The organism is Actinotalea sp. C106, from assembly GCF_023630195.1.
Classification (GTDB): Bacteria; Actinomycetota; Actinomycetes; order Actinomycetales; family Cellulomonadaceae; genus Actinotalea.
In genome coordinates this window covers 1-13,313 of sequence record NZ_JALPKN010000064.1, presented here as the reverse complement: position 1 = coordinate 13,313, position 13,313 = coordinate 1, and the positions used below count along the sequence as shown (strand labels likewise).

Below are 13,313 nucleotides of genomic sequence, written 5' to 3'. Positions count from 1 at the left end.
TTCGGGCGGGTCGCCGCCCCCGACGCCCGCGCGATCGGCTGATGGTCCCGCGGGTCCGACCGACCGGGCGGGGCCTGGCACTCGCCCTCGCCGGCCTGGGATTCCTCGTGGCCGGGGTCCTCGTCGGAGCGCGGGAGGTGGTCCAGATCGGCGTGCTCCTGCTCCTCGCGGTCGGGGCGGGCGCGCTCCAGCTGCTGCTCGAGCACCGCGCACAACGGCGCGGCCGGCTCGGGCTGACCCGACGCGTCGTCCCGCACCCGGTCTCGGCCGGGTCGCAGGCCTCTGTCGACGTCGAGCTCACCAGCACCGGAGGGTCCCACCGTCTCGACCGGCTCGAGATCGCCGAGAGGGCCGCTCGCGAGCTCTCGGGCACGGGCGGTCTGCGCGCCCGGGTGCAGCGCGCTCCGGGACGCCTCACCCTGACGTACGCCATCTCCCCCGAGCGCCGCGGGCGGTGGGCCGTCGGACCGCTCGAGGTTCGCCGCCGCGACCTCTTCGGCACGACGCACTCGCGGGGCCCCCTGGGCGAGGCCATGCTCGTCGGCGTCCGACCGCGGGTCGCCCCGCTCGCCCTGCACGAGGCCTCGAGCTCGCAGGACGTCGATCGCGCTGCGCTGGGGGCCAGGACCGCCTCGGCCGACGACTCCTCGCTCCGCGAGTACCGGGCGGGTGACGACCTGCGTCGGGTCCACTGGCGCTCGAGCGCCCGGCGCGGAACCCTCGTCGTCCGGCAGGACGAGCGCTCCGGGCGCCGGCCCGCGAGCGTGCTGCTCGATCTCGCGACCGAGGACGAGGCCGCCGAGTGGTCGATTTCCGCCGCGGCCTCGATGGCCCTCGCCCTGCTCGAGGGCGGTCATCACACGAGGATCCTCGGGGGGGACGTCCTGGGCGCGGCGAACGACCACCACCGCGCAGACACGGGCGCCATGGCAGCCGAGGCGCTGCTGGACCAGACGGTCGACCTGCGCCGCCCGAAGGACGAGGACGAGCGCCGCGGCTGGCTGGTCACCGCGGTCGACACGCTCACGGTCGAGGCCGGAGGGGCCGAGCTGGTCTTCGCGGTGCTCGGCGGGACCGATCGCGCATGCCTCACCTCCCTGGCCCGCGTCGGCGAGGCGAGCCACGGATGGGCGATGGTGCGCACCGCTGCCGAGCCTCGCCCGGACGAGGTCGAGACCCTCACCAGCCTGCGTCGGGCCGGGTGGACGGCCTGCCCGGTGACGGCCGGGGAAGACCTCGGCCGGGCATGGGCCCGGCTCCTCGGCTCGGACGACCGTCTGGCGGTCCGACGATGAGCCGGTCCCGCCCTGCTGCCATGGGGACCCGGGCGTGGCTCGGCGCCGCGGTCCTGTCCCTCGCGGTGCTCACCGGCGTCACCACCCTCGACGGGCTCCTCGCACCGGGTCCCTGGCTGGTCGTCTCGGCCCTGCTCGTCGTCGGCCTCACCGCGGTCGCGGCCGCCATCCGGTCGCGAAGCACCTCACGGATGGCGCCGACCGGATGGACGGCGCTGCTGGCCCTCGCCCTCCTGTGGGTCCTGTACGCCGGCCCTGGGACGGGGCCGACGGCGGCCCTGCCCACGGGCTCGAGCCTGCGCCGGCTGACCGCCCTCGGCGAAAGTGGCGTCGAGACCATCGCCGACGGCGTGATGCCGCTCGTCGCAGACCGGGGGGTCGAGCTGCTCGTCGTGAGCGGGGCCGTGCTGGTCGCACTCCTGGCCGACCTCCTCGCCCTCGCCCTCGGTCGGGCGGGCCTGGCGGGGCTCGCCCTGCTCGCCCTCTGGGCGCCGGCGGCCGTCTTCGAGCAGGGCCCTCCCGTCGGGGTCCTGCTCGTCGGGGGTGTCGCCTTCCTCGTCCTGCTGAGCCTGAGCGGGAGCGCGCAACCCAGCAGGGCTCGCGAACCGCGTCGCACCGTCGGCCCGGCCGCGCTGGTCGCCGCGGGGGTGACGGTCCTCGCCCTCGTGATCGGCCCCCTCGCCGCGGGAGCCCCCTGGTTCGGCGCGGTCCGGCTGCCCTCGACCTGGGGCCCGCCGGCCGTCGACGGCCCCCTCCGCCTCTCGACCGACCTCGACATGCGATCGAGCCTGGCCCCGCGATCGGATCGGCCGATCCTCACCTACACCACCGACTCCGCCACCCCGTCCCCCTTGCGGATGTTCACGATGGACGCCTTCGACGGCACCGAGTGGCAGAGGGGGGAAGCCCCTGAGGAGGTCACGGACCTCGACGGAGTCCTGTGGCCGACGAGCCCACCGAGCAGCATCAGCGACGAGGAGGGCACCGAGGGCCTCCGGATCACGGTCGGAGACCTCGACCAGGACCGCCTGCCGATCCCGCTCGAGCCGCGGGAGGTGCAGATCGCCGGCCCCTGGGCGTACGACCCGTCCCGTGACGAGGTGATCACCGACGGCCCGACCACCCGTGACAGCACGTACGTGGTCCGTACGACCGCCCGCGACCTGAGCGCCGAGACCCTGCGCCGGGACGTCGCCGTCGGTGAGGACCCGTCCGGCCCACACCTGACCGTGCCCGAGAGCCCCTTCACCGCCGAGATCACCGCGCTCGCCGTCGAGATCACCGCCGAGAGCAGCACGACGTACGACCAGGCGCTCGCGCTCCAGTCCTACTTCCGGGACGCGGGGAACTTCCGCTATGACACCCAGGTGCCCGCGGCGCGGACCGACGACGCGGTGTGGGACTTCCTCACCGACCGGACCGGCTACTGCGTCCAGTACGCGACAGCCATGACGGTGATGGCACGCAGCCTGGGCATCCCGGCGCGGCTGGCCGTGGGATTCCTCCCGGGCCGCGCGAGCGGCACCCCCGGCGAGTACGTCATCACCGGACGCCAGTCGCACGCCTGGCCCGAGCTCCATTTCGCCGGCGCCGGGTGGGTCCGCTTCGAACCGACCCCGGCCACGCAGACGGGTCCACCACCGGCCTACGCCGATCCGTTCCTGGCCGAGGAACCCGACGAGGCCGAGGAGCCGGACGCCCCCGAGGTCGAGGTCGAGACCGAGACCGAGGATGCCCCCGAGGAGGCCGAGGCTCCTACGGCTGGTGGCGCGGTCTCGGTCGGGGCCACCCGCGTCCCGCTCTGGCTGGTGCTCGGGCTCGCGGTCCTCGTGGTCGCCGGCGTCGCGAGCCTCCTCGTGGTGCGTCGACGTCGGCACCGCGGACCGGTGCCGCCCCTGGACGCCGAGAGGGCCTGGGCGACGCTGCGCGACCGTCTCGCGCCCTACGGCGTGGAGTGGTCGGAGGCGACGACGCCCCGGCAGGCTGCCGAGGCGGTCCGGTCCGCCTGGGAGATGGCCCCTGGGTCCGTCGCGCTGCGGCGCGCTCAGGAGGGGCTCACCCTGCTCCTGGAGGCCACCGAGGCCCACCGCTACGGCCCGTACCCGGTGGACGTCGAGCCGAGCGACCTCGAGGCCGCTCTCGACGACGTGCTGGCAGGCTGGGCGACGGCCGAGGACCGAGGGCTGCAGGGGTCGACGCCGGGCTGACCCGGCGTTCCGTCAGCCTGAGCCCGGCGCCAGAGCCCGGAACCCGCCGCCGAGACCTGGCACCGCGATCGCCCCGATGAGTCGCGTCACTGGACGCACCCGTCTGAGACGAAGGGATGCTGCGGGCTCGGGCAGCTCCCACACCGGGGCCGACTCAGATCACAGCCCGCGTCCGATCACAGACCGTGTCAGATCACTGGCCGCGCTCGTCGCGCCTCTTGTCCCAACGTTCTTCCATACGGGCCAGAAGACCAGGAGAGGACCGCTTGGGCCCGCGCTGCGGACTCGGGCGACCTCGCACGGAACCGTCCGCACCGACCACTCCCGCAGGCCCGCGACGTCGCGGGGGGGAGAAAGCCAGGACGACGGAGACGAACATGCCGATGAATCCGAGGACCCCGAGCCAAGCCTGGCTGGTCGCTGCACCCACCACGAGGACCGCGAGACCGAGGAGAGCCCCGGTGCCGCAGAGGAGCCAACGACGGATGCTCGTGCCGCCTCGCCCCTGGAAGGTGTTCGCGAGCTTGGGGTCGTCAGACGTGAGCTGCTGCTCCATCTGCTCCAGTACGCGCTGCTCGTACTCGGACAGAGGCATCGCTACCTCCGCGCTGCCGGTGGGACGGGGACACCCTCAGGATAGTTCCCCAGGGGGCTCAAGGATAGTTGACGTTCGCGAGGTCGCGTCCACGACACTCGCGGCACGGACCGCGCCCGCCCCGAAGCGCCGACGTACCTCGTCCATGGCCTGCTCCGCGCGGCGTTGCGGGGCGTGCCCGTCGTCGACCGACTCCTCGAGGGTGAGCGGGCGCATGGTCGACGCGGTCAGCCCCTCGGCCCTCACCCCGACCAGGCGAACGGCCTGGCCTGCGAGGTCCACGCCGGCGAGCAGCTCCCGGGCCGCGTGGGCGACCTCTCGCGCCGTGTCGGTCGGGACGCCCAGGGTGCGCGACCGGGTCAGGGTGCGGAAGTCCGCCGAGCGCACCTTGAGGCTCACGGTCCTCGCGACCAGACCCCGCTCCCGCAGCTGGGTCGCCGTCCGGTCGGCGAGCCGCACCAGGTGCGTCTCAAGCACGGACGTGTCGGCGGTGTCCTCCTGCAGGGTGCTCTCGGCCCCGATGCTCTTCTCCTGACGCACGGGGGTCACGGGTCGCGGGTCCCGCCCCCAGGCGAGGTCGTGCAGGTGCGCCCCGGCCACCTTGCCGACCGCGCGCTGGACCGTCGTCACCTCGGAGGCGGCGAGCTGAGCGACCGTGGCGATCCCCCAACGAGCCAGGGCGGCCTCGGTGCGCTCCCCCACTCCCCAGAGAGAACCCACGGGCAACGAGTGAAGAAAGGGCACCGTCGCGGCCTGGGGGATCAACAGCACCCCGTCAGGCTTGGCCATCCCGGAGGCGAGCTTGGCGACGAACTTCGTCGAAGCGATCCCCACCGAGCACGGGAGGTCCAGCTCACGACGGACCCTTTCCCGGATCTGCTCGGCGATCACCGTGGGCGAACCGAGCCGTCGACGGGCGCCCGAGACGTCCAGGAACGCCTCGTCCACGCTGACCTTCTCGACGAGCGCGGTCACCTGGCCGAGGATCGCCATCACGGCGACCGAGGCGGCACGGTAGGCCGCCTGATCAGGCGGGAGGACGATCGCCTGCGGGCACATCCGGCGCGCCTGGGACATCGGCATCGCCGAGTGGACGCCGAAGGCCCGCGCCTCGTAGGTGGCAGCGAGGACGACGCCCCGCGACTCCCCTCCGACGATCACCGGACGCCCGCGGAGATGAGGTCGTCGGACGAGCTCGACCGAGGCGAAGAAGGCGTCCATGTCGACATGGAGGATGCCGCAGTGCGACTCGTCCGAGCCCCACTGCGGCCGTGGCCCCCGACGCAGCGGACCGCGACTCATCCCCGCCCGCTCATGACGCCTCGAGATCGAGGGAGTGCTCGAGCGGTGGGAGGACCAGAGCACGGACCGCGTCCTGGAAGTCCTCCGCCGCGGCGACGGTCCGGTCAGCCCGCGCCTCGTCCACGTCCGCATCACGGCCGGACTCGACCGCGGCACGGGTCGGGGCGCCGGCGGCGAAGAACCCCGCCCAGGCGGACAGCTCTGGGGCGACCGCGGAGACCATGTCCCACACGGTACGCGGCATGGGACGTCGAACCGGGCGCCCCGTGACCTCGAGCAGGGCCGCGCCCGCTCGCAGCGCCGCGAGATGCCCGTGCACGAAGCGTTCGGCCGGGTCCGTGGTCAGCTCGGCCGCGCCCAGCTCGGCGTCGCTCCGTGCGAGGAGGTCGACGACCGTCCTCGGGACCGGCGCCACCGGCCGGAGCCCCCCTCGCGGCCCCTGGCGCGAGGAGCTCGTCCGACGCTGCGCCGTGCTGGTGCTCGTGATCATCGTGGTCACCTCCGTGGGTATTAGTATCGAACACCTGTTCGAGACGCGTCAAGTGCACGAGACGCAGCAGGGGGCACTAGCGTGTCGGGGTGCCCGATCGCCGATCTCGATCCCGCCGCGGGCCCCGCGCCCCTGCTGCCGAGGCGGCCCAGCTGCCCGAGGGCCCCGTCGCGATCGACACGGGCTGGGTCGAGCTCGTCCGGGACCGCAGCACACCCGGAGCCGTGACCGTGCTGGTCAACGGCGTCCCGTCCTCCCACGTCGAGCTCGACGACCCGACGTGGCTCGAGTTCGAGTACATGCAGCAAATGGCGGCCGTCGTCGACGTGCTGCCCCCTGGCCCGCTGGACGCGGTCCACCTGGGCGCCGGGGCGTGCTCGCTGCCCCGATGGCTCGAGGCACGGCGGCCGGGGTCCCGGCAGATCGCCGTGGACGTCGACGCCGCGCTGCTGACCCTGGTGCGCACCTGGTTCGATCTGCCGCGCTCCCCCCGGTTGCGGCTACGGCCTGGTGACGCGCGCACGCGTCTCACCGAGCTGCCGGACTCCAGTGCCGACCTCGTCGTCCGAGACGTCTTCGCGGGCGATCGCACCCCGTCAGACCTCGCCACGCACCAGTTCGTCGAGGAGGTCGCCCGCGTGCTGCGCCCGGGAGGCGTCTACCTGGCCAACTGCGCCGACCGACCGCCCCTCGATCTCGCCCGGGCAGAGATGGCGACCATCCGCTCGGTCCTGCCCTCGGCCGCCCTCGTCAGCGAGCCGGGGATGCTTCGCGGCCGCCGCTACGGGAACCTCGTCCTGATCGGCACGCGCCCCGGCCCGCGGGACCTCGACCTGGCGGACGCCGGCCTGGCCCGCACGCTGCGCTCGCTCCCGGTCCCGACCCGCCTGCTGCGCGGACCCGAGCTCGACGCCTTCGTGAAGTCTGCCGCCCCCATGACCGACCCTCCTGGAACGCAGAGGTCCTCCGGGGCGGGGTCGGGGAACGAGGCCTGAAGGAGGACGAGGCCGCACCCCACGGGGTACGGCCTCGTCCACCGCGCGATCATCAGCTCAGAGCGGCCGGACCTGCTCCGCCTGCGGGCCCTTGGGTCCCTGGGTGATCTCGAACTCGACCCGCTGAGCCTCCTCGAGGCTGCGGTATCCCTGCGTCTCGATGGCTGAGTAGTGGACGAAGACGTCGGCTCCGCCGCCGTCCTGGGCGATGAAGCCGTAGCCCTTCTCAGCGTTGAACCACTTCACAGATCCCTGCGCCATACGTGTCCTGTCCTTCTGTCCAACCGGGGGACGTCGGTGACCGGGCCCGGCGCCCGGTCCTCGTGCCGCAATGCCTTGTCCACGTCCTGCACCGGCAAGGACCCCTGGGCCCCGTCGACGAGGTCACTGCTCGCGCCCGAACCACCCGCGAGCCGTGCGGAAGTACGCCACTGCAACGCGACGATTCTGGCACGCAGCGCGGGGCTGGCGCCAGAGTCGGAGCCGGTCCCGACGCAGGTCAAAGCGTGGTCAGCGGCTGCGGTCGTCCCCGTCCCGCTGGGCCAGGAACCTCTCGAACTCGGCGCCGAGCTCGTCGGCGGTGGGGATGTCGGCGGTCTCGGCGAGGAGGTTGGTCCGGCCGATCGCCCGGCTGAAGGAGTCGTACTGCTCCTCGAGGGCACGCACCACGGCGGCGACCTCGTCGGAGTCGGCCACCTGGCTCTCGACCTCGGCCAGCACCTCGCGGGCCGCAGGCTCGAGCACCTGCGAGCCGAGCTCGAGACCGGTGACCCTCTCGACGTTCTGCAGGCCGACCAACGACGCCTGGGGGAAGGCCGACTGCGCCAGGTAGTGCGGCACGTGCACCGCGAAGCCCATGGCGTCGTGCCCCGCGCGCCCCAGCCTGAACTCCATCAGGGCGCTCACGCTCGCAGGGACCTTGACCGTCCCGAACCACGAGACGTGGTCCGCGACCAGCTCGGGACGGGTCCCGTGCGCCGTCACCCCGAGCGGACGCGTGTGAGGTACGCCCATGGGTACGCCGTGCACGCCGACCGTCAGCGGGACGTCGAAGCGCTCGAGGAGCTGCCGGACCGCCGCGACGTAGCGCTCCCACTGGACGTCGGGCTCGACCCCGTGCAGCAGCAGGAAGGGCACCCCTTCGCCGTCCCGCACCACGTCGACCACGAGCTCCGGCTCGGTGTAGTCGCTCCAGGTCGAGGCGTCGAAGGTCATCGCCGGACGGCGTGCGCGGTAGTCGAGCAGCTCGTCGACCGCGAAGGTGGCCAGACGTGCGCTCTCGAAGTGCTCGGTGAGGTGCTCGCTCGCCAGCTGGCCGGCGTCGCCGGCATCGACGAAGCCGCGCACCATGTGGACCAGGACGGGCCCCTGGCCCACCTCGACGTGGCGTGCCAGCTCGGCCGCGACCTGCTCGTCGACCTCGTAGATCTCCCTGGGGTCCCGCATCTCGCTCTCTCCGCTCGCTCGACCGTTCTCCCGTGCCAACGCTGCGACCGAGGGGCTGATTCCCCGCCAGGCCCGAGGGTCAGTGCGAGGGCAGCCGCACCACGGTGAGGAAGAAGTCGTCGATCTGGCGGACCACCTCGATGAAGCGCGCGAAGTCCACGGGCTTGGTGACGTAGGCGTTGGCGTGCAGCGAGTAGCTGCGCAGGACGTCCTCCTCGGCCTCCGAGGTGGTCAGCACGACGACGGGGATACGACGCAGCTCGTCGTCGGACTTCATCGCGGCCAGCACCTCGCGCCCGTCCATGCGCGGCAGGTTCAGGTCCAGGAGCACCATGTCCGGGGTGGGGGCGTCGGCGTACTCCCCCTCCTTGCGCAGGTACTGCATCGCGCTCGCCCCGTCGCTCACGACGGCGAGGCGGTTGACGACCTTGTTCTCCTCGAAGGCCTCACGGGTCATGAGCACGTCACCCGGGTCGTCCTCGACCAGCAGCACGTCGATCGGCTTCTGCACCTCGTTCATCGGGTCCCGTCCTCCTGGTCGGCCGTGCCGACCATCTCGTCGTGCTCGTCCGGAGAAGTATCGGCGAGCGGCGCGTCCGGCGCAGCCCCGAGCGCCCCGGGGACGTCCTCGGTCGGGGCGGGGAGCCGCCAGCGGATGGTCGCCCCCTCGGCGACGTCGTCGTCGATCCAGATGTCGCCCCCGTGGTACTCGACGATCTTCTTGGACAGCGCCAGGCCGATGCCGGTCCCTTCGTAGACCTCCTTGGCGTGCAGCCGCTGGAAGATCACGAAGACCCGGTCCGCGTACTGCGGGTCGATACCGATGCCGTTGTCGTGGCACGAGAGCTCCCACGCGTCGCCGTCCCGCTGCGCCGCGAGGCCCACCTCGGGGGCACGCTCGGGGTGCCGGAACTTGATCGCGTTCCCCACCAGGTTCTGGAGGAGCTGCGTCAGCAGCGGCGCCTCACCTCGCACCACCGGGAGGCCGGACGAGGTCACCTGTGCGCCCGTCTCCTCGATCAGCGGCCCGAGGTCGGAGAGCACCTGGTCGAGCACGTCCTCCATCGGGACGTCGGCGAGCTCCCCGCCGATCCGGCCGACGCGGGAGAAGTCGAGCAGGTCGTTGATCAGGCGCTGCATCCGCTTGGCGCCGTCGACCGCGAAGGCGATGTACTGGTCGGCCCGCTCGTCGAGCTGGCCCTCGTATCGCTTCGCCAGCAGCTGGGTGAAGCTGGCGACCTTGCGCAACGGCTCCTGGAGGTCGTGGGAGGCCACGTAGGCGAACTGCTCGAGGTCCCTGTTGGAGCGCTTCAGGTCCTCGGTCTGCTCCTCGAGCTGCGCGTGGGACTCCTCGAGGGCACGGCGCGACTCAGCCTGCGCCTCGATGGCCTGGACCAGCTGGTGGCGCATGTCCTCGACCGCCGCCGCGACCTGGCGCACCTCCCCCGAGCCGACGACGGAGACCTCGTGGGCGGTGCTCCCCGCGGCGACCGTCCGGGCATCGGTCGCCAGCCCCTCGAGCGGGTCGGTGACCCATCGGCGCAGGAAGTACCAGAGCAGGGCGCCACCACCCACGACCAGCACCGCGAGCGCCACGACCGTGCCCACGAGGGTCAGGGTCGCCGACCGCAGGCCTGCAGCGGCCTCCTCGCGACCCTCGACGAGCAGGTCCGTGTGAGCGTCGAGCGGCGCACGCACCTCGTCGAACAGGAGACGACCACGCTCGACCTCGGCCACGGAGACCGCCTCGATCCCGTCCGTCCGCACCTGCTCGATCGCTGGCTCCGCCCAGCCGCGGTACCAGGTGGCGGCGGCCTCGGCCGCCTCGGACCGGGTCCGGACCACGTCCGAGTCGGCTCCGAAGTAGTCCTCGAGGAGGGCCTCGAGGTCGACCTCGGGCTCGGGGGCGTCCAGGATGCGTTCGAGCGGCTCGAGGGCCACCGGGTCACCGGTGAGCAAGAACCCCCGCACGCCGGTCTCGGCGTCGAGCAGCTGGACGTAGGTCACGTCGGTCTGGGTGATGGCCTCGTAGTAGAGCTCGGTGACCTCGCGCTGGCGCGTCTGCACGCTGAGCAGGGCCATCACGCCGACCGACAACGTCAGGAGCAGGACCAGCCCGGCGGCCACGAGGGCCAGGTCGACCCGTCGTCGCAGGCTGACCCCGTGGTCTGGGCCTGTCACGCGTCCTGACCCCAGCCGAGGACCACGAGCGCGGTGTCGTCGACCAGGTCGCCGCCGTGGCGCGCGCGCACGGCCTCGAGGATGCGGTCGACGAGGCTGAGTCGGCTCGCGTCGGTGTGACGTCCGCGCCCACCCCGGACCTCGTCGGCCATGATCTCCTGGAGCCCCTCCTCACCGAGCCGGGCCGACCCGCCGTCGATCGTGGTCTCCAGCACCCCGTCGGTGAACAGGATGATCCGCCACGTGTCACCGAGCTCGACCCGCACCGACGACCAGCCCCCGAGCACCGGGATCCCCAGGGCGCGCCCACGGTGCGCGCTGGGCAGCGAGGTGGTCGGGTCGTCGAGGAGGAAGGGCGTGGGGTGACCGCAGAGGAAGAGCTCCATCGAGCTCCGCTCGGGGTCGACCACGACCATGACCAAGGTCGCGAAGATCTCGGGTCGACCGCGCTCGGCCGACAGGATCTGCTCGACCACGTCGAGGACCTGGGCCGCGGGGAGCCCCGCGAGCACCGAGGTGCGCCAGGCCGTCCGGAGGGTCGCTCCCAGCGCGGCCTCGTCAGGTCCGTGGCCGGCCACGTCCCCGACCACGGCCGCCACCGAGCCGTCGGCCCGCTCGACGACGTCGTAGAAGTCGCCCCCGAGGAGCCCGTCACGACCCGCGCGGTACCCCACGAGCACCTCGAGCTCACCGTCGCCGACCAGCGGCGTGGGCAGCAGCGCTCGCTCGAGCCGACTGGTCTCGGAGGCGCGCAGCTGGGCGCGGTAGAGGTCTCGCTCCTGGGTCTCGGCACGTCGCCGCTGGATGGCGTAGCGCACCGCCCGGGCCAGCAGCTCGGGCGAGACCTCGCCCTTGACCAGGTAGTCCTGGGCACCTCGGGCCACGGCCTGCAGGCCCTGGCCCGTCTCGGCGAGCCCGGTGAGCACGACCACCGCGGGGGGGCGGGGCGCGGCGAGCACGCGGTCCAGGGCCGAGAACCCTGCGGCGTCGGGCAGGCCGAGGTCGAGCAGGACGCACTCGACGTCGAGCCGACGCGCAGCCTCCTCGACCGAGCGGGCGCGCTGCAGGTCCACCTGCATGCCTGAGTCCGCGAAGAGCTCGGAGACCAGCAGGGCGTCGCCGTCGTCGTCCTCGACGAGGAGCACCCGGGCCGGGCGCTGGTTGAGCTCGTTGTACGGCACGGGGCACCTTTCGCGGGGACCGGGAGACCGGCTCGTCGAAGGATGATCCTAGAGGGCCGGCCCGGGGCGGGGCTCGGCGGCGCGCGCGGCCGTGTCGGCACCACGGACCGCGCCGAGGGCAGATAATGGACGGCCGCACCCGCACCACGCGTCGACCCAGGGGGCCCCGTGACAGGCAGGCAGGACCAGCTCCGCGAGGAGCAGGAGGCGGTCGACGTCCGGTATGCCCGGCTCGACACGCTGCGCGACCAGGCCGCCGCCCGGCTCGCCCGGACCCGCAGGGTGGGGCCCTCGGGCTCGCCCCAGAACCGCTCGGAGCGCGACGCCTTCGCGACCCTCTACGAGGACCGTCTCGCCCAGCTCGACGCCGTCGAGCAGCGGCTGTGCTTCGGGCGCCTCGACCTGACCGACGGGTCGGGCCGGTACATCGGGCGGATCGGGCTCACCGACGCCGAGCACTCCTCGCTGCTCACCGACTGGCGCGCCCCCGCCGCCCAGGCCTTCTACCGTGCCACGGCCGCACGGCCCGACGACGTCGTGCGGCGCCGCCACCTGGTGACCCGGGGCCGGACGGTGACCGGGCTCGAGGACGAGGTCCTGGACCTCGACGCCCTCGCCGAGGCCGAGGACGGCGCGCTGGCGAACCTCTCGGGCGAGGGTGCGCTGCTCGCCGCCCTCGCCGCCGGTCGCACCGGCCGGATGGGTGACATCGTCGCGACCATCCAGGCCGAGCAGGACGCGGTGATCCGCTCCGACCTCGCCGGGGCCCTCGTGGTCCAGGGGGGGCCGGGCACGGGCAAGACCGCCGTCGCGCTGCACCGGGCCGCCTACCTCCTGTACGCCCACCGTCGCACCCTCGAGCGCTCCGGGGTGCTGCTCCTGGGGCCCAGCCGCGTCTTCCTGCGCTACATCGACCAGGTGCTCCCCTCGCTGGGCGAGACGGGGGTCGTGACGTCGACGATCGCCGACCTCGTGCCCGGCGTCGAGGTGCGTGCCCTCGAGCCCGACGCGGTCGCCGAGATCAAGGGCCGCCTCGGCATGGGCCGCGTGGTCGAGCGCGCGGTGCGCCAGCGCCAGCGCGTGCCCGCGGGACCCACGACCGTGCGCGTCGAGGGTCGACAGGTCACCGTCCGCCCGCGGGACGTGCGCGAGGCGATCGCCAAGGCCCGGCGCTCGAACAAGCCGCACAACCTCGCCCGGGTCGTCTTCGTCCGCGAGATGCTCGGCCGCCTCGCTGCGCAGTACGTGGAGCAGCTGGGGTCGCCGGTGCCCCCCGAGGACCGTGCCGAGATCCTCGAGGAGCTGCGGACCACGCGCGAGGTGCGGATCGCCCTCAACCTGGCCTGGATGCCGCTGACCCCTCAAGGCCTCATCTCCGACCTCCTCGCCAAGCCGGCGCGGCTCGAGGCCGCCGCCCCCGAGCTGACCCGGGGCGAGCGCGAGCTCCTGCTGCGCCCCGCCGACCACGGCTGGACGGTCGCCGACGTCCCTCTCCTGGACGAGGCGGCCGAGCTGCTGGGCGAGGACGACCAGGCCGAGCGGGCCCGGGCGGATGCCGTCGCCCGTCGCCGCCAGGAGGAGCTCGACTACGCGCGGCAGGTGCTCCAGTCCTCGGGGACCG

The 13,313-nt window shown here is 73.3% G+C and carries 11 protein-coding genes and 1 pseudogene; 4 read left to right on the top strand and 8 right to left on the bottom strand.

The window, feature by feature from the left end:
* The coding region (locus L0B03_RS06555) for a DUF58 domain-containing protein (protein ID WP_308200009.1) at positions 1-1,295 on the top strand (1,295 nt) is incomplete at its 5' end.
* Positions 1,292-3,502 (top strand): DUF3488 and transglutaminase-like domain-containing protein, encoded by a 2,211-nt coding sequence (locus L0B03_RS06550; RefSeq protein WP_250444984.1) that lies wholly within the window; start codon positions 1,292-1,294, stop codon positions 3,500-3,502. The genes L0B03_RS06555 and L0B03_RS06550, both read left to right, overlap by 4 nt.
* Positions 3,503-3,695: 193 nt before the next feature.
* Here the strand turns inward: L0B03_RS06550 and L0B03_RS06545 are convergent, their stop codons facing one another.
* The 3 genes from L0B03_RS06545 to L0B03_RS06535 are packed head-to-tail and all read right to left on the bottom strand — an operon-like array spanning position 3,696 to position 5,889.
* Positions 3,696-4,097: a DUF3040 domain-containing protein gene (locus L0B03_RS06545; protein ID WP_250444983.1), complete on the bottom strand. Its 402-nt coding sequence runs from the start codon at positions 4,095-4,097 to the stop codon at positions 3,696-3,698.
* A 36-nt stretch (positions 4,098-4,133) separates the two neighbouring features.
* Complete coding sequence (locus tag L0B03_RS06540; protein WP_250444982.1) at positions 4,134-5,399, bottom strand: DNA polymerase IV; 1,266 nt, start codon at positions 5,397-5,399, stop codon at positions 4,134-4,136.
* Positions 5,400-5,409: 10 nt separating this feature from the next.
* Complete coding sequence (locus L0B03_RS06535; protein ID WP_250444981.1) at positions 5,410-5,889, bottom strand: SAV_6107 family HEPN domain-containing protein; 480 nt, start codon at positions 5,887-5,889, stop codon at positions 5,410-5,412.
* 89 nt (positions 5,890-5,978) lie between these two features.
* Between L0B03_RS06535 and L0B03_RS06530 the strand changes: the two genes are divergently transcribed.
* Complete coding sequence (locus L0B03_RS06530; protein ID WP_250444980.1) at positions 5,979-6,884, top strand: fused MFS/spermidine synthase; 906 nt, start codon at positions 5,979-5,981, stop codon at positions 6,882-6,884.
* Positions 6,885-6,941: 57 nt separating this feature from the next.
* On the opposite strand, the gene L0B03_RS06525 is transcribed toward L0B03_RS06530, so the two are convergent.
* The 5 genes from L0B03_RS06525 to L0B03_RS19555 all read right to left on the bottom strand — a co-directional run bounded on the left by L0B03_RS06525 (position 6,942) and on the right by L0B03_RS19555 (position 11,692).
* Positions 6,942-7,145, bottom strand: a complete 204-nt coding sequence (locus L0B03_RS06525) for a cold-shock protein (RefSeq protein WP_250444978.1) — start codon at positions 7,143-7,145, stop codon at positions 6,942-6,944.
* Between the two features lie 249 nt (positions 7,146-7,394).
* On the bottom strand, positions 7,395-8,330 hold the full coding sequence (locus L0B03_RS06520; protein ID WP_250444977.1) for a proteasome assembly chaperone family protein: 936 nt from the start codon (positions 8,328-8,330) through the stop codon (positions 7,395-7,397).
* 79 nt (positions 8,331-8,409) lie between these two features.
* On the bottom strand, positions 8,410-8,850 hold the full coding sequence (locus L0B03_RS06515) for a response regulator (protein WP_250444975.1): 441 nt from the start codon (positions 8,848-8,850) through the stop codon (positions 8,410-8,412).
* Entirely contained in the window at positions 8,847-10,511 is a 1,665-nt protein-coding gene (locus L0B03_RS06510; RefSeq protein WP_250444973.1) for a sensor histidine kinase, read from the bottom strand. Before L0B03_RS06510 ends, L0B03_RS06515 begins: the two co-directional genes overlap by 4 nt.
* The gene (locus L0B03_RS19555) at positions 10,508-11,692 is read right to left on the bottom strand and encodes a SpoIIE family protein phosphatase (RefSeq protein WP_250444971.1); all 1,185 of its coding nucleotides are present in this window, start codon (positions 11,690-11,692) and stop codon (positions 10,508-10,510) included. Before L0B03_RS19555 ends, L0B03_RS06510 begins: the two co-directional genes overlap by 4 nt.
* 168 nt (positions 11,693-11,860) lie before the next feature.
* Here L0B03_RS19555 and L0B03_RS06500 point away from each other — a divergent pair.
* Positions 11,861-13,313, top strand: a pseudogene (locus tag L0B03_RS06500) (AAA family ATPase); the annotation flags it as partial.